Genomic DNA, 21,877 nt, shown 5'->3' on the forward strand with positions numbered 1-21,877 from the left:
GGTTTAGGCGTTTAAATTGATCACGTTGATTTTTGTTTTCACAAATCCGGCTGCAATGGTTAATACTTCCACCGGATTACGGGATTTATCCAGGCCGTTTACCATATCTACCACTTCCACATTAGAAAAGGAGTTTGGAGAGATCAGTTCTCTGATATACGCCGCGTGACGGGCCTCTACAGAAACAATTTTACCGGCCAGACCTAAATAAACCGTGCTTTTCAATAAACTTCCGGCACCATTATAAGCAGAAACACCTAAATCTTCAAAAGCCTTTGCAGTTCCCAGAACGCTGGTACGATCCGCAAAGTTGATCTTTGAAAAATCAACTTCCAGACTTCCGATAGCGGCCTGCCCAAGGGCATTTTTAAAAAATTCCCGGTGGGCAATTTCATGAAACTGAATATCTTTGAAATAGGCCAGCTCTGCAGCGCTGATATTGGCATAGGGAGTGGCGGCAACCTGAATATAGAAAGCGGCTTCCAGCTGCTCCAGTGCATAGGCATAATTTAATACGCCAAAATCATCTTTAAAATCTAAGGTCACTCCTGTTTTACCAGGTTCCATTGGATCATTCCGGTCTTTTTTACAACCGGCAGCAATCAATGCAACGCCTGCTGCACCTGCGCCGGCATATTGCAGGAAAGAACGACGATGCATTCCTTTTTCTTCATGTAAGTTTTTCATAATTTTCAGTTTTGGGTTTAAAGCTTATGAAACTTACCTGCGCAGGATTCCGGTTCATAAAATTTATCGGTTTTTATAAAGGCACGTACGAAAGAAAAAGCAAGCCGGTTTTCGGACTGCTGAAGAAATATTCTTAGTTCCCTCAATTTTTTAATAAATTCACCCTATAAAACTGATAAACTGTGCTGAATACGATTATTGTTGATGATGAAGAATTTGCCCGTTCCTCTCTTTATTTCTTATTACAGGAAAACTGCGAGAACATCCATATTTCGGGTATTGCCAAATCTGTCTCCGAAGCAAAGAACTTACTGAGCAATAACCAGATAGACCTGATATTCCTGGATATTGCCATGCCTGGAGAAAATGGGTTTGAACTCATTCCTCATGCCCAGCTTAATAAATCACATGTCATCTTCACCACTGCCTATGATCAATATGCTTTAAGGGCAATCAAGGCGAATGCATTAGATTATCTGTTAAAGCCTATAGATATCGATGAGTTGAAACTGGCGGTAGAAAAAGCCGGTAAATACATTGCGCTCAATAAAAAAGAACACAACAGGAATGAAAACCTTCAAAACCTGGCTGTTCATCTATCGGAAAGAAATGAAATCCGCAAAATCAGCTTGCCCAACGGACAAGGATATTCCCTGATCAATATCGATGACATCATTCATATTGAGGCAGACAGCAATTATTCTATATTCCATCTTGCCAATAAAGAAACCATTACGGTTTCCAAGGTTTTGAAAGAGTATGAGGAAATTCTGCCTGATCATCAGTTTGTGAGAATCCATAAATCGAGTATTGTAAATCTGAATTATCTAAAAGAGTATAATTCCAAGAATGGCGTGGAGGTGATTCTGAAAAATGGAGATAAGATTGCAGTGTCGAGAAGAAGGGCCAGCGATTTCGCTGAAAAGGTTAAATCATATACCCGTTTTGAAAGTGATAAATAAGAGAAAGATATGGACCATCAGACTTTTTTCGATTGGCATATTAAGCTTTTTGAGCAGCCTGACCTGTTTTTCACAAAGCACCTACCTGCAGCATTTCAGCACTAAAAACGGACTTCCGAGTAACAATTGTTTTTATACATTACAAGATAGCAAAGGTTATATCTGGATTGCCACGGATGCCGGGGTAAGTCGTTTTGATGGTAAGATATTTGAAACATTTTCTATCAATGATGGCCTTCCCGACAACCAGATTCTTCAGCTAAAAGAAGATAAAAGTGGGAAGATATGGTTCCTTGCCTTAAATGGGCAGCTTAGCTATTTTTACAATGGGAAGGTTTATAATGAGACCAACAACAAGCTGCTGAAGCTCCTGAAATTCAATGCGGTTATTGTTTCTTTTTTCCAGGATAGCAAAGGTAGAATATGGCTGGGCACCAACAAGAATGTGCTCATTATGTATAACGGGAAATCTATTACCAAATACATTTCAGCAAATCACGACAAACAGTTTATCAATACTTTTGTCCATGAAGATGCTGCCGGAAAAATATGGGCAATCAGCAATACCTCTGTAAGGGTAATGGAAGGAGATACATTTAAGGTGAAGCCCCATAGCAGCTTGCCCATCTCTTATAAAACAGCAGTCAATCTTCCGGATAAAACACTTGCCTATCTCGATCCCAACGGACTGAATATCAGAACCGGAAATAAAGAAACCTTATTGGCAAAGCTGAGTACAGGCTTACTCAGCAATGACCCCGGATACTTTCATGTAGACCAGAATAAGGACCTTTGGCTAAGTAACGCTTCAGGTATATATCACATTGAATCTGATGGCAACACCAAACGTTATCTGGATAACATTTCTTCCAGTCAGGTGATCAGAGATGCCAAAGGAAACATGTGGTTTACGACCAGCAACGGGATCTATATGCTACCCCAGAAAAATGAGCGTCTGTACATCATCAATAAAGCCAATGGCCTGAGCAGTGATCTTGTAAAGAGCATTACAAAAGACGATAAAAACAGGTTATGGCTGGGGCTTGATGAAGCCATGATGAACATAATTGACCCGCAGAATAACCAGATCAGCAATATCATCCTTGGAGATAAAAAGAAATATAATATCATCAAACAGCTTGCTTTTGATAGCGCTCAGCATTCCATATATTTCGCCTCGGATTATGGGTTGGGCAGGATAAATGACATCTATAAAGGCAACCGGAATATTGATTTCCTGAGGGAGACCAGCAGTTCCATGTTTGTAATCAAAAGCTTTAGCATCTCCTCAGGAGGGCGTAAAGACCTCGCGCTGGCGCTTTCTTCAGGTGTTGTAATTATACCAGACCGGACAAAGAAATTTGAATTCACTTCCCTTTCCTTTAAAGAGGGAGAAGATTTCTTCAACAACAGGTCGTATCGTGTGTTTTACGACCAGCAACAGAATTTATGGTTTTCCAATATAAACGGCCTGTCAGAATTTTCCAGGGGCACCTTATCCAATTTCTTCGAGAAACAACCGCTTTTAACGAAACGCATTAATGACATTCAGGAGCTTGCCGATCATACGATTATACTGGCCACTGATGGAAACGGGTTGATCATCATGAAAGAGGGAAGAATTGTCAAGGTCATCACGCAGGAGGATGGCTTAGCCGATAATATATGTAAACGCCTGTTTATAAAAAACAACCAGACCTGGGTGGTCACCAATAACGGTATCAATAAGATTTCTTTTGATGGAGAGAATGCCACAGTTGAATCCTTCGAATATACCAATGCTTTGCTTGCTGATGATGTGAACTGCCTGTATATAGATGAGAAGAATGCCTATTTTGCGACAAATAACGGCCTGGTATATTTCGCCTATAACCAGTCAGAACACAATAAAGAAGCTCCGAAAGTTTACATTACCTCGGTAGTAAATAATAAGAATAAGCTGGGAATAAACCACCAGGATCATATTTTAGATCCATCCAACAATAGCATTACCTTTTATTATAGTGCGATAGATTTCCAGAATAAAAGCATTCTTTACCGGTACCGCTTAAAAGCTGATGCTCCCTGGACGGAAACAAAAAGCAGGCGACTTGAATTCTCTTCGCTGGAACCCGGAGAGTATATGTTTGAACTGAGTGCAAAATCAAATAACAGTAACTGGAGCAATCCGGCGAAAATTGGTTTTGTACTTAAAGCCCATTTCTGGCAAACCACCTGGTTTTTAATTCTGGTTTTTCTTCTGGCAGGATTTGCCTTTTACAAGCTGGCCGTTATCGTAACCCGCAGACAGAAAAATAAAGAGCAGGAACAACTGCTGCTGAAGAATAAAATCCTCATGCTGGAACAACGTGCCTTACAGGCGATGATGAACCCGCATTTCGTCTTCAATGTGATGAATTCCATTCAACACTATATCAATACCAAGGACACCAACTCTGCCAATAAGATACTTACCGGATTTGCCAGGCTGATCAGAAAAAACCTGGAAATATGTACCCGCAGTTTCATCAGTCTGGAGGAAGAACTGGATTATCTGGAATTATACCTGAGCCTGGAGAAAAAAAGATTTGGGGATAAATTAATGTACCAGATCAGGGTGAGTCCGGCCATCGACAAGGAAGAAACGATGGTCCCCTCCATGATTTTACAACCTTATATTGAAAATGCAATCTGGCATGGAATCATGCCTAAGGAAGAAGGCGGTAAGATCGATCTTCTGATTGACCTCCAGGGACCGGATCACCTGATCATTAAAATCATTGATGATGGGATTGGAATAGATAACTCTTTGAAGAATAAAAAGGGAGAACACCTGAGTAAAGGAATGGATCTGACAAAGGAACGCATCAATTTATTGAATCAGGTTGAAGCGAATCCTATACAGATAAATGTACAACAGACCGGGATTTCAGGCACTTTTGTATCGATTTTGATCCCTTTAACCAGCTAAATTACCGTTTACTCAATTATACCTACCACTTACTAATTTTAGATTATTCCTGCTGAAATTTGCATTAAACTTGTTATAGATATTAAAACAAACATAGTTTGTAAAAAGCGTTCTTATAGAATTGATCAAAGATATTTTACCTAACCTAAAACTATATCTCAATTCAGGTTTCATTTGTGTGTTAAAAAATGGTAAAGCCTCAAACTTTACCATTTTTTTTTGCCCCTACCTCCCATTTCAGAAGCCCGAAAAATTTCTGTTATTTATTTTAAAATAACTCTTCCCATAAAAGTTTTTTATACTAATTTTGACGCACCAAAAAATCGAATAAACACCTTTGTTTATATTTAAAAAGATTTTTCGTAATTTTAACATACCAATAGAAACCTTACTGAATTTATTTTTTTTGTGATGAAAACTTCAAAACAACCGATTAGCAAAAGCCCTTTAGTTGACCCTGAAACTGACATGGATGATTCAAGTGAAGAAACCAGTAAAAAGAAGTCATATCAAGATGATGATGACGATGATTTTGACGTGCCATTAGATGACCTGGAAGGTTTCGATAATTTCGGTGATGATGATGATGACGACTTCTAATAAATAGAACATAATGATTTTCTAAGCATCCTTACAAGGATGCTTTTTATTTTAATTCCAGCTCAGCGCATGCAGATTATAGCAGTATCCGATTCAAAGACCAAAAGAGATTTTTTAGACGTTGCCCGCTTTCTATATAAGGACGATCCCAACTGGATCTGTCCGCTCAACGCAGAAATTGAACAGGTATTTGATGCGGCTAAAAATCCCTTCTTTCAACACGGCAAATGCAGCCGCTGGATTTTAAAAGACAAATCCGGAAAGACCATCGGCAGGGTCGCAGCTTTTATCAATGAAAAGAAAGCCTACCAATATGAACAGCCTACAGGTGGAATGGGTTTCTTTGAATGTATTAATGATAAAGAGGCTGCTTTTCTCTTGTTTGATACGGCCAGAAACTGGTTGCAGGAACAAGGAATGAAAGCAATGGATGGCCCCATTAATTTCGGGGAGAACGATTCCTTCTGGGGATTGCTCGTAGAAGGCTTTACGCCTCCTTCTTACGGCATGAATTACAACCACGCATACTATCACGGCTTTTTCAAAGATTATGGATTTGAGACCGCCTATGAGCAAATTACCAATCACCTGGCTGTCCGGAAACCATTCCCGGAACGCTTTACCAAAATTGCAAACTGGGTAGCCAATAAACCGGGATATACTTTTGAGCATTTCTCCAAGAAAAATGCGGCAAAATATGTTCAGGACCTCATGGACATTTACAATGATGGATGGCAGGACTTTGAAAATTTCGTTCCCATTAAAAAAGAAACCCTGGAAGAAAGCTTCGGTAAGATGGCGGACATTATGGACGAGAAGCTGATCTGGTTTGCTTATGTCAATGGAGAACCTGCTTCTTTTGTAGTCATCATTCCTGATGCGAATCAAATGATCAAAGGCTTCAATGGAAAATTAGGGCTCCTGGAAAAACTCACTTTTCTTTATAAGCGCTGGGTTGGAGTAAGCAGAATGCGTGCGATTGTGATGGGAACCAAGAAATCCTTTCAGAAACACGGACTGGAATCTGCGTTGTTTATTAAGCTTAAGGAATATGTATTGCCATTAAATCAGTATAATGAACTGGAGCTTTCCTGGGTAGGTGATTTTAATGATAAGATGCTTGCGATTCATGAAGCAACAGGTGCCACTTTTGGAAAGCGACACCTGACACTTCGTAAGGTCTTTTAAAAGAATTATTTCTCTCTGATTTCTTCATAGAGGTCAATCACCTTCTTCTGAAGTTTGATGATCTCTTCTTCTCTCATAGAAAGTTTATCTTTAAGGCTATTGATTTCTTCAAAATTAAGCGACTGGGGATTTTCTCCTTCTTTAGAGATAATGTCCATAGTCGATACCGCAAACAGGTTTGCTATCTGTTCCAATCTTGAGATGTTAATATCTGTAATACCCGTTTCTATTTTAGAAAAGGCAGGAATAGAAATATTTAGACGTTTAGCCACTTCCCCTTGGCTCCAGCCATTTTTCTGGCGTAATTGTCTAATGTTTTTTCCAATGATATTCATGTTATTAATTTAGGTGTATTATATAGTTAGTACTTTATTTTATTTTGTATTCAACTCGCGTGCCAATTTCACTAAATCAAGTCCACCAAAATTACCCGAACTCATTAACAATAAGTTAGTACCAATAAAATTCAACCCTAATAAGTAATCTTTAAGCTCATCAGAATTATTAAAAAACTGCAATTCCTTACTTTGAAACGCCGTTTGAACCTCAGATTTGCTAAAAGGTTTAATCCTTTTATGCTCAAAAGTTTTTTCATCAATATATACAATTGCCCTATCTGCTGCTATCATCGTATCCGCATACTGTGCTAAAAAATCTTTATTCAAACTACTAAATGTATGTAACTCTATACACGCTACCAATTTCCTTTCAGTAAATTGAGTTTTCACAGCCTGTATAGTTGCCCTTAGCTTTGAAGGGGAATGAGCAAAGTCTTTATATACATTCGTCTGGTCATTTTTACTCAGCAATTCCAGCCTTTTTGCCGCTCCTGTAAAGGACGAAATCGCCAGATTAAACTGCTCATCCGTCAGGTCTAAAGCATTGCAAACTAACCGTGCCGCATTGAGGTTCATTAAGTTATGATTTCCAAAGACATTTAAAACAGTGTGATCAGGCAGTAGGGAAGTTATACCATCTTTCACCTCATGCTGAGGAATTTCATAACCGATTTTCTCTACGTTGGCGGTCGACTTTAATACCATCTGGTTCAATTCCTCATCTTCTTTGCAGTAAATCAGTTTACCGCCGGGCTGAATGGTGTCAATGAATAAATCAAACTGACGGGTATAATCTTCAAAAGTAGGGAACACGTTGATGTGGTCCCATGCAATTCCACTAATCACACCGATATTTGCTTTATACAAATGGAATTTAGGCCTCCTGTCTATAGGAGAAGCCAGGTATTCATCCCCTTCAATAATGATCAGTGGCGCAGCATCAGTCACCTTTACCATGGTATCAAATCCTGCCAGCTGAGCACCAACCAGATAATCAAAATCTCTGTTGTAATAGTTTAAGACATGTAAAATCATGGAAGTAATGGTGGTTTTACCATGACTTCCACCAATTACTACACGAAGTTTGTCTTTGGTCTGCTCATAAATATACTCTGGGTAAGAATAGATTTTCAAGCCCAGTTCCTGGGCTTTCAATAGCTCCGGGTTATCCAGTAAAGCATGCATTCCCAGAATCACCACCTCTAAATCAGTGGTAATGCGACTGGCATCCCATCCCATTTTTTCCGGTAAAATCCCATGCCTGGCAAGCCTGCTTACGGAAGGTTCGAAAATAACGTCATCAGATCCCGTTACCTGATATCCTTTTTTATGTAATGCAATGGCAAGATTGTGCATGGCACTACCACCGATAGCTATAAAATGTACGCGCATATTTCAATGATAAAATGAATAAATTATACCGCCGTAGCGGTATTAATCTTTTTTAAAGCGGGCAGCAACCCATTCCCCGATTTTCTTATGATCGACATAGCTGATCTGGAATTTTTCGCACTCCGCTTTGATCATATCCAGATCAGGGCTTTCATAAAATCCGCTGAAAAAGATACTTCCTCCCGGAGTCAGCACGGAAGCATATACCGCAATCTGATCCAATAAGATATTTCTGTTGATATTGGCAAGGATCACCTCAAAAGGTCCTGCCGGAATGGTTTCTTTTCCACCACATGCAGCAATAATGTTGCTGATCTGGTTTAATGCTGAATTCTCTAAAGTACTTTGGTAACAGACCTCATCATTGTCTATCGCAACCAATGATGATGCTCCTTTTTTTGAAGCCAGAATAGCCAGAATTCCAGTTCCACAACCCATATCAAGAACAGTTTTGCCCTGAACATCAGTCGACAGGATATACTGCATCATCATCGTAGTGGTCTGATGATGTCCTGTCCCGAAAGCCATTTTCGGATCAATCACAATTTCATATTTATACTGAGGTTGTGGCTGATGAAAAGTTGCCCTTACATAACATTGGTCATCTATGATCAGGGGTTCGAAATTCTTTTCCCATTCTTCATTCCAGTTCTCCGCAGCAATTTCGGTGATGGTGTAATTGGATTCAAACTCCCCCTCATACCTGGCCAGAACATCGCCAAGGTTTTCCTTTTTATAACTATCGAAATCAATAAAAGCGGCAAATCCATTTTCGGTATCCTCAAATGTATTATAGCCGATCTCCGCCAAATCACTGATCAGCAGATCCTGCTGATATTCTTCTATCGCTGTAAAGCTGAATGTTACCTTGATATACTGCATTAAGAATTGAAAGTTTTAACGATGTCTACAAAATCCCTTGATTTCAAGGATGCACCACCAATCAGTCCGCCGTCGATATCAGGTTGCGCAAATAATTCAGCCGCATTTTTTGGATTGGCACTTCCACCATAAAGGATAGAGGTGGCATCTGCAATCTCCTGACCATATTTAATCGCAATTTCTTTACGGATATAGGCATGAACTTCCTGAGCCTGATCAGAGGTTGCGGTTAATCCTGTACCAATAGCCCAAACCGGCTCATAGGCAATCACCAATTTAGAGAAATCTGTAGCATCCAGGCCAAAAATACCGTGGTCAAGCTGAGATTTCAGCACTTCAAAATAACTTCCGTTATTTCTTTCATCCAGGGTCTCTCCGATACAAAAAATCGGGGTCAATCCGTTGGCCAGGGCAATGGTTGTTTTTTGTGCCAATAATGCATCATTTTCAGCGAAATACTGACGTCTTTCCGAGTGTCCGATGATCACATATTCACAACCTACAGATTTGATCATTTTTGCAGAGATCTCCCCTGTATAAGCACCACTTTCATTCTGATGGCAATTCTGTGCACCAATCTTAACAGTTGTTCCTCCTAGTTGTGCCAAACTGTTTAAATGAATATAAGGTGAGCAGATGATGGCGATTTGATCCCCTTTTTTCTCATCTCTTACCATATTTACAATTTCTGAAAACAAGGATACGCCTTCGGCATAATCCAGGTTCATTTTCCAATTTCCGGCAACAATTTTTTTTCTGGTCATATGTTTATTGTTTTAGCAGGCATGGGCCGACAACAGTCCGCCCAATTCCACTGGTTTTTCTAATTATTATAGGATTGTCTGTAAATTTGAGTCTGCTCAAAAACTTCTTTTAAGATATTCTTTTCCACCTCATCAAATGCAGTTTTTCTACGTTCAAAAACCTTCTCGGTAGTTTCGAACATTTTATCCAGGTTATAGGTTTCAAAGCCATGTGCACCGCCCCAGGCAAAGTCAGGGATGAAATTTCTCGGGAAGCCGGATCCAAAAATATTGGCACTTACTCCAGCCACCGTTCCGGTATTAAACATGGTATTGATCCCGCATTTTGCATGGTCAGCCATGATCAGGCCACAAAACTGCAAACCTGTTTTGCGGAAGTTCTCCGTTTTATAATCCCAGAGTTTAACTTCAGCATAGTTGTTTTTAAGGTTAGAGTTATTGGTATCTGCGCCGATGTTACACCATTGTCCGAGCACTGAATTGCCCAGGTAACCTTCATGGCCTTTAGAGGAATAACCCCAGATGACGGCATTATTGATCTCCCCACCAACCCTGCTAAAAGGTCCGATTGTAGTCTGTCCGTAGATTTTAGCCCCCATTTTCACCTGTGAATCATGGCATAGTGCAAAAGATCCACGGATATGGGTACCTTCCCAAACCTGACTGTTTTTACCTATATATATAGGACCGTTCAGACTGTTGAATGTCGAACATTCGGCACCGCCTCCTTCTTCGACAAAAATCTGGTCTCCGATCAAAACATTGGTCGCACTCAGCAACTGAGAAGTCCTGCCTTTCGTTAATAAGGCAAAATCTTTTTTAAGCTCCGCGTCATTGTTCTTAAAGATATCTTCAGGATAATAAATTCTGGTCAGTTCCTGATCATAAATTACAGGGGCCAAAGTTAAAGCCTGATCCGGTTGCATACCTGCTATTCCGCGATAGGCGATCACCAGATCCTGCTGTTTTAAAACCTCTCCCTCAGAAAGTTTGTCGATCGCCTCCAGTAATCCGGCATCCGGACATATTGATCCGTTAATAGCCAGTGTAGCCCCGGATTGGGCAAGATATTTAGCAGCAAGATAAGGAGCGGTAAAAAAACCGGCAGCAGCCCCCAGGTATTTTTCCCATTTCTGAGCTATGGTTAAAATTCCTACACGAAGATCGGCAACCGGTCTGGTAAAAGATAACGGGCGAAGGGATAGCCAGGCATTATCATCAAATAAATTGATTATCATAAGCTACAAAAATAAAAAAAGTCCCGAAGCAACAGCATCGGGACTTAAAATAATTACCTTTTTTGGTATAATTACTTCTTAGCGTAACGAGTTTTAAATTTATCGATACGACCAGCAGTATCTACCAACTTCATTTTACCAGTATAGAAAGGGTGTGAAGTATGAGAAATCTCTAATTTGTAAAGAGGATATTCGTTACCATCTTCCCACTGAATACTCTCTTTAGTATCTACACAAGATTTAGTTAAAAAAGAATATTCGTTTGACATATCTTTAAATACTACAAATCTATAGTTTGATGGATGCAGATCTTTTTTCATAATGCTTATATATTATTATTTCCTTATTTCTCGCTTATTTTTAAGGTTGCAAATATCCTAAAATTATTTTTCAATAGCAAGTAAGTGTGGAAAAATTATCTACTATACTTTTTCCGGGTCTCGATTTTCTCTTTTTGCCTGCTTAAATAGGCCTCAGCGATGACTTCCGCTGAAGGAAGCTCGGAATTACTGATCAAAAGTTTTTTCAATTTATCTTCATCCACATCTGTACGATATAATATATTCATCATTTTAGAAATATCATTATCCAGCAGGTATGCAAAGGCCTCAATCAATCTTTCTCTCAGTAAAGACTCCGATAATAAATCATCAATCTCAAAATCCCGGCTAACAATGGTGATCAGCGACTTCAGTTCGTCCATTATTTCAGTTTTATTTCCTGACATAATTCTACCAGGACACCATTTGTTCCTTTAGGATGCAGGAAGCAGATCAGTTTATTGTCGGCCCCTGTTTTTGGTTCCTCATTTAATAAGACAAAACCTTCCTTTTTCAGACGGTCCATTTCCTCATAAATATCTTCCACGTCAAAAGCGATGTGATGAATCCCCTCTCCTTTCTTTTCCAGGAACTTCGCAATCGGACTATCCGCATTCGTGGCAGATAACAATTCAATTTTGTTTTCCCCGGTTTTAAAAAAGGCGGTATTCACCCCTTCAGAAGCAACTTCTTCTCTTTTATAGCAAGCCGTATTCAATAACTTTTCGTACAGATCACAGGATAAGTCCAGGTCTTTAACAGCAATACCAATATGCTCAATTTTCCTCATCTATGTTTAAACGGTTAGAAAAATGTAAAAATGCATGTTTTAACTATATCCTCATAGCTATTATTTATAATTGTTGGCATTCTTTTTTCGTACCTTTGTGTATTAATAAGAATAAATATATACAATGGAACTTCCTATTTACTTAGATAACAATGCAACTACTCCTCTTGATCCAAGGGTATTAGAAGCGATGCTACCATATTTCACCAGCAAATTTGGTAATGCTGCCAGCCGTAACCATGCTTTTGGATGGGTTGCTGAAGAAGGTGTTGATTACGCCCGTGAACAAGCGGCAAAACTGATTGGCTGTACTGAAAAAGAAATCATCTTTACTTCAGGAGCCACAGAGGCAGACAATTTAGGTATCAAAGGGGTTTATGAAATGTACCAGGAAAAAGGTAACCATATCATTACCGCTACTACTGAGCACAAAGCTGTTTTAGATACTTGTAAACACCTGGAGAAATTAGGTGCTAAAGTAACTTACCTGAAAGTGAAAGAAGATGGATTAATCGATCTTCAGGAACTGGAAGCAGCAATGACTGAACAGACGATCTTAGTAACCATAATGTATGGTAACAATGAGATTGGTGTGATTCAGCCTGTTAAAGAAATTTCGGCGATTGCCCATAAATACGGTGCCTTATTCATGACTGATGCAACACAGGCTGTAGGAAAGATTCCTGTAGACGTAAATGCAGACGGAATTGACTTAATGGCTTTCTCTGCACATAAAATGTACGGTCCTAAAGGTGTTGGTGTATTATATGTACGCCGCAAAAACCCAAGGGTTAAAGTAACCGCACAGATTGATGGTGGTGGTCATGAGCGTGGCATGCGTTCAGGAACTTTAAACGTACCTGGAATCGTTGGTTTAGGTAAAGCATGTGAGCTTTGTCGTCTGGAAATGGATGAAGAAGCAAAACGTTTGTCCGCTTTAAGGGATAAACTGGAAGCATCATTGAGCCAGATGGAAGAAAGTTATGTAAATGGTAATGTAGAACACCGTTTGCCACACGTAGCAAATATCTCCTTTAAATATGTAGAAGGTGAAGGTCTGATGATGGCTATGAAAGATTTAGCAGTATCTTCAGGTTCGGCTTGTACTTCAGCCTCACTGGAACCTTCATACGTGTTAAAAAGCTTAGGTCTGTCTGATGATTTAGCACACTCTTCTATCCGTTTCGGCTTGGGTCGTTTTACGACTGAAGAAGAAATTGATTATGCTATTGAAAACACTAAAAAAGCAGTTAACCACCTGAGAGATCTTTCTCCGCTATGGGAAATGTTTAAAGAAGGAATTGACTTAAGTAAAATTGAATGGGCAGAGCACTAAGCTCAACCCTTAAATAAAACAATATTTAAATGAATCTCTCTGATGAGGGATTTGGAGGAAAACAAAATGGCATACTCAGAAAAAGTAATGGAACACTATACCAACCCAAGAAACGTTGGTACCTTAAATAAAGATAGCAAATCTGTTGGAACAGGATTAGTTGGTGCACCTGAATGTGGTGACGTTATGCGCCTGCAGATTGAAGTAGATGAAAACAATGTAATTACAGATGCAAAATTCAAAACCTTTGGTTGCGGATCTGCAATTGCTTCTTCTTCTTTGGCTACAGAATGGTTAAAAGGAAAAACTGTTGATGAAGCTTTAACTATTGACAATATGGATATCGTGGAAGAACTGGCATTACCTCCGGTAAAAATCCACTGTTCTGTATTGGCAGAAGATGCCATCAAATCGGCAATTAACGATTACCGTGTGAAAAACGGTATGGAGCCGATTGAGATGCCTAAATCTCATCACTAATTTTTATCAGATTTAAGTTTGGTATATCATTTGATTTATCATTCTTAACTTAAAATTTTATAAAAGATGATTACGATAACCGATAAAGCGAAAATCAAAATTGATCACCTGATGCAGGATTCTCATCTGGATGATAAATATTTTTTGCGCGTCTCTGTTAAAGGTGGAGGTTGCTCTGGTTTATCCTATAATTTAGATTTTGATAACGAAGAGAAAGCCGGAGATCAGTTTTTTGAAGATAGAGGAATCAGGATTGCATTAGACATGAAATCCTTCTTATATCTGGCAGGTACTGAACTTGACTTTACCGATGGATTAAACGGAAAGGGATTTAACTTCAATAATCCAAATGCCAGCCGCTCTTGTGGCTGTGGCGAAAGCTTCTCTGTTTAACAAACAAACCTTATTGAATATAAAGGGCACAATAGTGCCCTTTTTTCATTTCCGGAGAAAAAAGTTTATCATTGTCCCTCCAATCAAAAAAATAAATCAATATGGTACTATTCAATGAGTTTTCTACAGTCCCAAGCCTCTTGAGAAATGTAGTGGAAAACATCCATAAACCAGAGGAAACCTTTCTTATTCATAAGAATAATACCACATGGGAAGAGATCTCTTTTGGAAAAACACTTGAAAATGCTGATGCCGTTTCTTCCTTTTTCCTGGATAAAGGAATTGTAAAAAGCGACAGGATGGGCCTTATGATTGAAAACTCGCCTGAATACGTATATTATGATCAGGGTATTCAGCAAATCGGGGCAATCAATGTATCCATCTACCCCACCCTTTCTGAACATGAAGTAGAATACATCATCAACGACTCAGGAATCAGGGCTATATTAATTGGCAGTCCTTTTCTATATAAAAAAGTAATTAAAATAGCGGAAAACTGCAGGCAACTGCAATACATTGTCCCTGTTTTTGCAGAATATCAAAAGATAACTTTACCGGAAGACCTGAAAGCAGAAATCATCAGTTTTTCAGAAATACTGAAAACCGAAGTAACTGCTGAAAGAGGAATGGAAATCACAAAATTACGTACTGCATTGCGTCCATCAGATATTTCCTCTCTGATCTATACTTCAGGTACAACAGGCACCCCTAAAGGAGTGATGTTATCCCACAGTAACTTCGTCGAAAACGTAAAGGTTTGTCTGCAGCAAATTCCTGTGATCGACGAGACGGAGACCTTTTTATCTTTCCTTCCGCTCTCTCATGTGTTTGAGCGAACAGCTACCTATCATGTATGCTGTGCCCAGGGTTGCAAAATTGCCTATGCCCAAAGCCTGGAACTGCTGGCCAAAAACATGGGAGAGATCAAACCTACTGTCATGAGCTGTGTGCCACGTTTACTGGAAAAGATCCATGATAAAGCCATCAAAAGCGGAACCGCAGGCGGAGGGTTAAAATCAAAGATTTTCCTTTGGGCATTGGAAGTAGGGCAAGATTACCGACGCCAGAAAGAAGCTGGAAAAAGTCCTGGTATAATATTGTCCGGAAAAAAAGCAATTGCGGAAAAACTGGTATTCAGCAAAATTAAAGAGAAAACCGGCGGAAGATTGAAGTTTATGATTTCCGGTGGAGCAGCATTACCGAAAAATGTAGGTGAATTCTTTGGCAATCTGGGCATCAAAATTCTGGAAGGCTTCGGGCTTACGGAAACATCGCCGGTAATGGCGGTTACGGAATACGACAGACAGGTATATGGTACGGTTGGACGGGTAATTCCAGGAATAGAAATCGGTATCCAGAACGTGGAAACCAAAGAAATGATCAGTATTCAGACACATGAATCTTTTAAGGAAGATTTTGAATGTGAAGAAGGGGAAATTATTGTCCGTGGACATTGTGTAATGCAGGGATATTTTAATAAACCGGCAGAAACAGCAGAAGCAATAGATAAACACGACTGGTTCCATACCGGAGATATTGGCCGCTTTTTCAAAGGAAACCTTCAGATTACGGATCGTTTAAAAAATATGATCGTGAATGCCTATGGAAAAAATGTTTACCCTACTCCCGTTGAAAACATTTACCTCAAAAGCCTTAAAATTGATCAGCTGTTTTTAATTGGCGACAAAAGAGAGTACCTGACTGCTTTTATTATCCCGAACAGAGAAAACATGCAGGAACAATTCAAACTTCCGGAATCTTTTTTCCAGCAGCCTGATCTGTTCATTGACGATAAAGAAATTGTAGACTGGATCGGACAGGACATTAAAAAGCTATCCAATGAGCTGGCGAAATTTGAACGCATCAAGAATTTCAAGATCAAAAGAAACCCTTTTAGCATTGAGGATGGTGAAATGACACCAACTATGAAAGCAAAAAGAAAGGTAATCGAGAAAAAGTATGCAGGATATATTGATGAAATGTATGCGGAATCTGTAGAAGCGGATTAATTGATCCTCACATTACGATTTAATACCGAAAAGTATAGAAATATAGCTAAGTAAACGGAAAGGCATCATCACCATTAGATTGGACATGGTACTTTTTTAATTCAAATTTGAATTTGAGAAATTAAGCGCAATACATGTATAATAATTATTATACATGTATAAATAAAGGCTTCAAATCACTATTTTTGCGTTCAACACTAAATTCAGTGTTAAATCAATAACACAACAAACATTTTCCGGCCCTAGCCGGACAGATCACATATATGAGTACAGGACTATCAGAACAAGAGTTATTGCGCAGAAATTCGCTAAATCAACTCCGTGAATTAGGGATTGATCCCTACCCTGCCGAAGCATTTGAAATCAATGCTAATGCTGCAGATATTTTAGCTAACTACGAAAGAGATAAAACAGCTTATAAGAATATCAGCATTGCAGGTCGTATCATGACCCGTAGAATTATGGGAAGTGCTTCTTTTATTGAATTACAAGACTCCACAGGCAGGATCCAGGTTTATCTGAAAAGAGACGATCTATGCCCTGATGAAGATAAGACCCTGTACAATACTGTATTTAAGAAGTTGTTAGATCTTGGCGATTTTATCGGTGTAAAAGGTTATGTTTTCACTACGCAGACCGGAGAGATTTCACTTCACGTTACGGAGTTTAAACTACTATCTAAATCCTTAAAACCTTTACCAGTGGTAAAACGTGATGAGGAAGGAAATATTTACGATGGTTTTACGGATCCGGAGATGCGCTACAGACAGCGTTATGTGGATCTTACGGTAAACCCGGGATTCAAACAGATCTTCATCAACCGTTCCAAAGTGATCAATACCATGAGGAACTATTTTGATGAGCAGGGATGGATGGAAGTGGAAACACCGATCCTTCAACCCATTCATGGTGGTGCTGCTGCACGTCCTTTTGCCACGCATCACAATACCCTGGATATGCCTTTATACCTGCGTATCGCAAACGAATTGTACCTTAAAAGGTTGATCGTAGCCGGTTTCGACGGCGTATATGAGTTCGGTAAGATGTTCAGAAATGAAGGAATGGACCGTACGCATAATCCGGAATTCACTTCTATGGAGATCTATGTAGCCTATAAAGATTATATCTGGATGATGGCTATGGTAGAAGAATGTCTGGAGAAAATTACCCTGGCTATTCATGGAAAAGCAGCCATTGAAGTGGGTAAGCATACCATCAACTTTGAAGGCCCTTATGAAAAACTGACCATGTACGAGTCGATCCAGAAATACACTGGCATTGATGTTTCCGCCATGACAGAAGACGAAATCAAAGAGGTTTGCAAAAGCCTGAATATTGAAGTTGATCCTTCCATGGGCAGAGGTAAGCTGATCGATGAATTGTTTAGCGAGAAAGTAGAAGCCAACCTGATCCAGCCTACTTACATTACTGATTATCCTTTGGAGATGACCCCGCTTGCAAAAAAACACAGAAGTAAAGAAGGTTTGGTAGAAAGGTTCGAATTATTTGTAAACGGAAAGGAAATTGCAAATGCCTATTCTGAGCTGAATGATCCGATCGATCAGAAAGAACGTCTGGAAGATCAGCTAAAACTGGCAGCAAGAGGTGATGATGAAGCCATGGCTATGGATGATGATTTTATCCGTGCTTTGGAATATGGAATGCCTCCGACTTCAGGTTTAGGAATCGGAATCGACAGATTAGTCATGCTGATGACCAACCAGTCTACCATTCAGGAAGTATTGTTCTTCCCTCAGATGAGACCGGAGAAAAAAGCAAAAATTACTACTGATGAAGATTTCGTTAATGCCGGGATCCCTGCAGAATGGGTTCAGGTGATCAGAAAAATGAATATTAACACAATTGAAGAGTTAAAAGCAGCGAATCCAAATAAAGTTTTTAATGATTTAGGAGGAATGCGTAAGAAAATGAAGCTAGAATTAACGATGCCTTCAAAAGACGACGTAACTGCCTGGTTTTCTTAACAAACAGATAACAAAAATTTAAAGGCTTGCTACAAATAATGTAGCAAGCCTTTTTTATTTTTAGATGTATTTAAATTATAGAAAATTATGAACAGTTCAAGTTTAGAAATAACCGAAAAAGAATATTGTATTAAGCTGAGTAAAGAAGCATTTGACCTTACCCTGATCCGCCAGTTGATCACCAGGATTCAATCAGAGCAGTTGTTCTTCAGCAAGAAAAAGGATTATATGGAAGATGATATCATCAGTAGAACTACACGTGACAGCGTTGAGAATTTCGACAGATTGAGTGAAAAATAAAAAGCCACATTTGCATGTGGCTTTTTATCTGTTTTTTCTTTAGATGTTATCTGTATCTTACTTGTTGTTGTCTGTCCATCATTCCCATCTGATCTTTCATTTGTTTGATCTGATCAGCAAGTAATTTATTTTTATCGGCTTTCTTCGCTTCTGTCAGATACATCTGCGCTTCTCTTTTGTTTCTCTTTCCCATTGCAATTCCTGCAAGGCTTAATTTAGCCAATGCAATATTGTGGTCCATCGTCATTCCTAAAGAAAGTGCTTTCTTAAAGTATTTTTCAGAAGCCATAGGTGCTTTTCTGGATTCAATTAAACCAATCAACAAGTTATAGTAACCATGTTGGTTTCTGATCAGTTGTTTCTCATAGTTGGTAATCCTGTTTAAAAAAACCTCTGATTTAGGCATGTTATCCTTTCTCAGGTACCATTGAGCAAGCAACATATTTTCGTTGAAGAAATAAGTCACCAATATTAAAATACTTATGAAAAATGCTAAAATTCCCCATCCCCATAAACCGAAGACCATCAGGGCAATCGCCCCTCCTAACACTGCAAAACCTAAAATAAGGCGAACTATATTTGGCATATTCCTTTTAAATTATTTTTTGCAAATATCGTGTTTATATAACAAAAAGTAGATTTAAAGTTATAATTTCAACAAAAAAAGGAAGGAGCGCTGACCTCTTTAAACGGATACAGCGATTACAGATCATTATAAGCCTATAATAAGGATGAAAAAATTAATCAGCGCCATATTACTACTATTTGCTATGAATGCCAGTTCACAAGAAATCAATAAAAAAATCCAGGACGATGCAGGCAATGTGCTTGGATTGATCAATACCTGCAGCAGAGAAGGACTAAGTATGATTCCCGAAATGAAGAGCAGGTATGATATCGAATATCCCGGCTATCAACCCGACAGTGCCATACTAAAAGCATTAAAGCCACTGCTAAAAGGCAAAAAGATAACCATTGTAATGGGTACCTGGTGTGGGGACAGCCATTTACAGGTTCCACGTTTCTACAAAATTCTGGATGCACTTGGGGTAGCCGAAAAGAAACTGAGCCTCATTTGTGTAGACCGCAGCAAAAAGGCAGAAAATGGCCTTATAGATCATTTAAACATTTTACATGTACCCACCTTTATCTTCACAGAAAAAGGAATAGAAATAGGTCGTATTATTGAATCACCAAAGGAGACCCTGGAAAAAGATATGTTGAGTATCTTAGCAAAAAAATAATTTTATGTCTGTTGATTTAGATAAAAGCTGGGTAAAAGCCCTGGACGGTGAGTTTGATAAAGCATACATGAAAGCTTTAAAAGCATTCTTACTGGAAGAAAAAGAAAATGGATATACCATTTACCCTAAAGGTGCTGATATTTTTAATGCACTGAACCATACTCCTTTTGATCAGGTAAAAGTGGTCATTCTGGGACAAGACCCTTACCATGGAGTCGGACAAGCACATGGCTTATCTTTCTCTGTACAAAAAGGGATGACCATTCCCCCTTCTTTAAAAAACATCTATAAAGAATTGCAGGAAGATATTCCCGGATTTAAGATTCCTGCACACGGAAACCTTACCCAATGGGCTGATCAGGGAGTTTTATTACTGAACGCCACCTTAACCGTAAGGGCGCAAACAGCCGGATCCCATCAGGGAAAAGGATGGGAAACCTTTACAGACAAGATCATCACAGAACTATCCGCTCAGAGAGAAGGACTGGTTTTCATTCTTTGGGGAAGATATGCGCAAAATAAAGCTGCATTGATCGATACCGGCAAACATACTGTGCTTGCCGCAGCTCACCCCTCTCCTTTCTCCGCTTATAACGGTTTCTTTGGAAGTAAGCACTTTTCCAAAACAAATGCGAAACTGATTCAGCAGGGGCAGGAGCCAATTGACTGGCAGATCGCTTAAAAAAATAGGGGTTTGTCAAAACAAACCCCTATTTACAAATCAAACAGGGAAATGCCCCTGTTGTTAAAAATAACTTAATACTCCAAAGGAACAATCGGTTCCTTTTTAGTTGTAGACATGATCATCATCGTCTGAAAAGTTTTCACTACAGAAATCTTACTGATTTTATCCATAATCAAACGCTCATAAGCTTTGATATCGTTCACATATACCTTTAACAGAAAATCTGCCTGTCCGGTAACATGGTGGCATTCTGTAATCTCTTTAATCTGATTCACCTCATCAAGAAAAATCTGGATAGTATTGTTCTTATGAAAATCCAGTTGAACCTGGATAAAAGTTTTAATTCCTAAACCCAATTTCTCCTCGTCAACCAATGCATGGTAACTCTTTATAAAGCCAGACATCTCCAGTTTACGTACCCGTTCTAAAGTCGGTGCCGGAGAGAGTCCAATCTCCTGAGATAAAAGTAAGTTGGTAATCCTACCGTTCTCCTGTAGTAATTTAAGTATTTTAAAGTCTGTTTTATCTAATTCTGCTGCCATCTGTGTTTAAAATATCGTCAAAGGTAGAATATCAATGTGTTATTCACCAAATTTTATTCTAATAATCATATAAAAATTTATAGTTTATTTCTTTTTATTTTTTTAGATTTGTCTAAACATTTAGTTAGATACACAAAAATGCAATCATTTACGGAAGAGAACTACCTGAAAATTATCTATCATTTATCGGAAAATAATGACCAGGCGGTACAAACCAATGCTATTGCTGAAAAAATGCAGACTAAAGCAGCTTCAGTAACAGACATGATTAAAAAACTTGCCGACAAACAATTAATCGACTATAAAAAATACCAGGGAGTCCGTTTAACAGTAACAGGAAAGCAGGCTGCCATTAATATTGTACGGAAACACCGCTTATGGGAAGTTTTTCTTGTGGAAAAACTAAACTTTAAATGGGACGAGGTACATGATATTGCAGAAGAACTGGAACACATCAATTCTCCGGAGCTGGTAGAGCGTCTGGATGAGTTTCTGCTGTATCCAAAAAATGATCCTCATGGGGATCCCATTCCTGATAAACATGGAAAATTTGATGCCATTCCATTTACCAGGCTCAGTAAACTACAGGCTGGTGAACAAGGCCTGATCATGGGAGTCAGTGAACATTCCTCTGCATTCTTAAAACACCTTGAAAAACTAGGACTTACCCTGGGCAAAACATTAACATTAGCAACCATAACAGATTTCGACGGTTCTGTAGAAATCATGATGGAAGACAAAAAAATCAGTGTAACCAGAGAAGTGGCCAAGCACATACTCATCAGGATTTAA

General features: G+C 38.9%; 24 protein-coding genes. 13 read left to right on the forward strand and 11 right to left on the reverse strand.

Features of this window, described 5'->3' with window-relative positions; genetic code table 11:
- Window positions 1–3 precede the first annotated feature (3 nt).
- Window positions 4–687: a ferritin-like domain-containing protein gene (locus tag BFS30_RS00885; protein ID WP_069377548.1), complete on the reverse strand. Its 684-nt coding sequence runs from the start codon at window positions 685–687 to the stop codon at window positions 4–6.
- A gap of 182 nt (window positions 688–869) precedes the next feature.
- Here BFS30_RS00885 and BFS30_RS00890 point away from each other — a divergent pair, with 182 nt between their 5' ends.
- The 4 genes from BFS30_RS00890 (at window position 870) to BFS30_RS00905 (ending at window position 6,387) form a co-directional block, all read left to right on the forward strand.
- Window positions 870–1,649: a LytR/AlgR family response regulator transcription factor gene (locus BFS30_RS00890; protein WP_069377549.1), complete on the forward strand. Its 780-nt coding sequence runs from the start codon at window positions 870–872 to the stop codon at window positions 1,647–1,649.
- Complete coding sequence (locus BFS30_RS00895; protein WP_069377550.1) at window positions 1,639–4,599, forward strand: ligand-binding sensor domain-containing protein; 2,961 nt, start codon at window positions 1,639–1,641, stop codon at window positions 4,597–4,599. The genes BFS30_RS00890 and BFS30_RS00895 overlap by 11 nt, the downstream gene beginning before the upstream one ends.
- Window positions 4,600–5,010: 411 nt before the next feature.
- On the forward strand, window positions 5,011–5,199 hold the full coding sequence (locus BFS30_RS00900) for a hypothetical protein (protein ID WP_069377551.1): 189 nt from the start codon (window positions 5,011–5,013) through the stop codon (window positions 5,197–5,199).
- Window positions 5,200–5,268: 69 nt separating this feature from the next.
- Window positions 5,269–6,387 carry a hypothetical protein gene (locus BFS30_RS00905; RefSeq protein ID WP_069382219.1) on the forward strand — a complete coding sequence of 373 codons (1,119 nt, stop codon included), beginning with the start codon at window positions 5,269–5,271 and terminating at the stop codon, window positions 6,385–6,387.
- Between the two features lie 5 nt (window positions 6,388–6,392).
- Here BFS30_RS00905 and BFS30_RS00910 read toward each other — a convergent pair whose 3' ends face one another.
- From BFS30_RS00910 to mce, 8 genes are all read right to left on the reverse strand, one after another.
- On the reverse strand, window positions 6,393–6,722 hold the full coding sequence (locus BFS30_RS00910) for a helix-turn-helix domain-containing protein (RefSeq protein ID WP_069377552.1): 330 nt from the start codon (window positions 6,720–6,722) through the stop codon (window positions 6,393–6,395).
- A 39-nt stretch (window positions 6,723–6,761) separates the two neighbouring features.
- Window positions 6,762–8,117 (reverse strand): UDP-N-acetylmuramate--L-alanine ligase, encoded by a 1,356-nt coding sequence (locus tag BFS30_RS00915; RefSeq protein ID WP_069377553.1) that lies wholly within the window; start codon window positions 8,115–8,117, stop codon window positions 6,762–6,764.
- Between the two features lie 42 nt (window positions 8,118–8,159).
- On the reverse strand, window positions 8,160–8,999 hold the full coding sequence (gene prmA, locus BFS30_RS00920) for a 50S ribosomal protein L11 methyltransferase (RefSeq protein ID WP_069377554.1): 840 nt from the start codon (window positions 8,997–8,999) through the stop codon (window positions 8,160–8,162).
- On the reverse strand, window positions 8,999–9,763 hold the full coding sequence (gene tpiA, locus BFS30_RS00925) for a triose-phosphate isomerase (RefSeq protein WP_069377555.1): 765 nt from the start codon (window positions 9,761–9,763) through the stop codon (window positions 8,999–9,001). The genes prmA and tpiA overlap by 1 nt, the downstream gene beginning before the upstream one ends.
- A gap of 59 nt (window positions 9,764–9,822) precedes the next feature.
- Window positions 9,823–11,001 (reverse strand): GlmU family protein, encoded by a 1,179-nt coding sequence (locus BFS30_RS00930; protein WP_069377556.1) that lies wholly within the window; start codon window positions 10,999–11,001, stop codon window positions 9,823–9,825.
- A 71-nt stretch (window positions 11,002–11,072) separates the two neighbouring features.
- Window positions 11,073–11,321 (reverse strand): type B 50S ribosomal protein L31, encoded by a 249-nt coding sequence (locus tag BFS30_RS00935; protein WP_069377557.1) that lies wholly within the window; start codon window positions 11,319–11,321, stop codon window positions 11,073–11,075.
- A 95-nt stretch (window positions 11,322–11,416) separates the two neighbouring features.
- Window positions 11,417–11,704 (reverse strand): hypothetical protein, encoded by a 288-nt coding sequence (locus BFS30_RS00940; RefSeq protein ID WP_069377558.1) that lies wholly within the window; start codon window positions 11,702–11,704, stop codon window positions 11,417–11,419.
- Window positions 11,704–12,111 (reverse strand): methylmalonyl-CoA epimerase, encoded by a 408-nt coding sequence (gene mce / locus BFS30_RS00945; RefSeq protein ID WP_069377559.1) that lies wholly within the window; start codon window positions 12,109–12,111, stop codon window positions 11,704–11,706. Before mce ends, BFS30_RS00940 begins: the two co-directional genes overlap by 1 nt.
- Before the next feature lie 124 nt (window positions 12,112–12,235).
- On the opposite strand from mce, the gene BFS30_RS00950 reads away from it, so the two are divergent.
- The 6 genes from BFS30_RS00950 (at window position 12,236) to BFS30_RS00975 (ending at window position 18,614) form a co-directional block, all read left to right on the forward strand.
- Window positions 12,236–13,447 (forward strand): IscS subfamily cysteine desulfurase, encoded by a 1,212-nt coding sequence (locus BFS30_RS00950; protein WP_069377560.1) that lies wholly within the window; start codon window positions 12,236–12,238, stop codon window positions 13,445–13,447.
- A gap of 66 nt (window positions 13,448–13,513) precedes the next feature.
- On the forward strand, window positions 13,514–13,927 hold the full coding sequence (iscU, locus tag BFS30_RS00955; protein ID WP_069382220.1) for a Fe-S cluster assembly scaffold IscU: 414 nt from the start codon (window positions 13,514–13,516) through the stop codon (window positions 13,925–13,927).
- Window positions 13,928–13,993: 66 nt separating this feature from the next.
- On the forward strand, window positions 13,994–14,320 hold the full coding sequence (locus BFS30_RS00960; protein ID WP_069377561.1) for a HesB/IscA family protein: 327 nt from the start codon (window positions 13,994–13,996) through the stop codon (window positions 14,318–14,320).
- A 101-nt stretch (window positions 14,321–14,421) separates the two neighbouring features.
- Complete coding sequence (locus BFS30_RS00965) at window positions 14,422–16,329, forward strand: AMP-dependent synthetase/ligase (protein ID WP_069377562.1); 1,908 nt, start codon at window positions 14,422–14,424, stop codon at window positions 16,327–16,329.
- A 263-nt stretch (window positions 16,330–16,592) separates the two neighbouring features.
- On the forward strand, window positions 16,593–18,314 hold the full coding sequence (gene lysS / locus BFS30_RS00970; RefSeq protein WP_069377563.1) for a lysine--tRNA ligase: 1,722 nt from the start codon (window positions 16,593–16,595) through the stop codon (window positions 18,312–18,314).
- An 87-nt stretch (window positions 18,315–18,401) separates the two neighbouring features.
- Complete coding sequence (locus tag BFS30_RS00975; protein ID WP_069377564.1) at window positions 18,402–18,614, forward strand: hypothetical protein; 213 nt, start codon at window positions 18,402–18,404, stop codon at window positions 18,612–18,614.
- A gap of 46 nt (window positions 18,615–18,660) precedes the next feature.
- Here BFS30_RS00975 and BFS30_RS00980 read toward each other — a convergent pair whose 3' ends face one another.
- Window positions 18,661–19,200 carry a hypothetical protein gene (locus BFS30_RS00980; protein WP_069377565.1) on the reverse strand — a complete coding sequence of 180 codons (540 nt, stop codon included), beginning with the start codon at window positions 19,198–19,200 and terminating at the stop codon, window positions 18,661–18,663.
- A 145-nt stretch (window positions 19,201–19,345) separates the two neighbouring features.
- On the opposite strand from BFS30_RS00980, the gene BFS30_RS00985 reads away from it, so the two are divergent.
- Together BFS30_RS00985 and ung are read left to right on the forward strand one after the other, a co-directional pair.
- Window positions 19,346–19,858, forward strand: a complete 513-nt coding sequence (locus BFS30_RS00985) for a thioredoxin family protein (protein ID WP_069377566.1) — start codon at window positions 19,346–19,348, stop codon at window positions 19,856–19,858.
- A gap of 4 nt (window positions 19,859–19,862) precedes the next feature.
- Window positions 19,863–20,540, forward strand: a complete 678-nt coding sequence (ung, locus tag BFS30_RS00990; protein ID WP_069377567.1) for a uracil-DNA glycosylase — start codon at window positions 19,863–19,865, stop codon at window positions 20,538–20,540.
- A 74-nt stretch (window positions 20,541–20,614) separates the two neighbouring features.
- Here ung and BFS30_RS00995 read toward each other — a convergent pair whose 3' ends face one another.
- On the reverse strand, window positions 20,615–21,085 hold the full coding sequence (locus BFS30_RS00995) for an Lrp/AsnC family transcriptional regulator (protein ID WP_048906633.1): 471 nt from the start codon (window positions 21,083–21,085) through the stop codon (window positions 20,615–20,617).
- Between the two features lie 138 nt (window positions 21,086–21,223).
- Here BFS30_RS00995 and BFS30_RS01000 point away from each other — a divergent pair, with 138 nt between their 5' ends.
- On the forward strand, window positions 21,224–21,877 hold the full coding sequence (locus BFS30_RS01000) for a metal-dependent transcriptional regulator (RefSeq protein WP_069377568.1): 654 nt from the start codon (window positions 21,224–21,226) through the stop codon (window positions 21,875–21,877).

The organism is Pedobacter steynii (genome assembly GCF_001721645.1).
In the GTDB taxonomy this organism is placed as follows: Bacteria; Bacteroidota; Bacteroidia; order Sphingobacteriales; family Sphingobacteriaceae; genus Pedobacter; species Pedobacter steynii_A.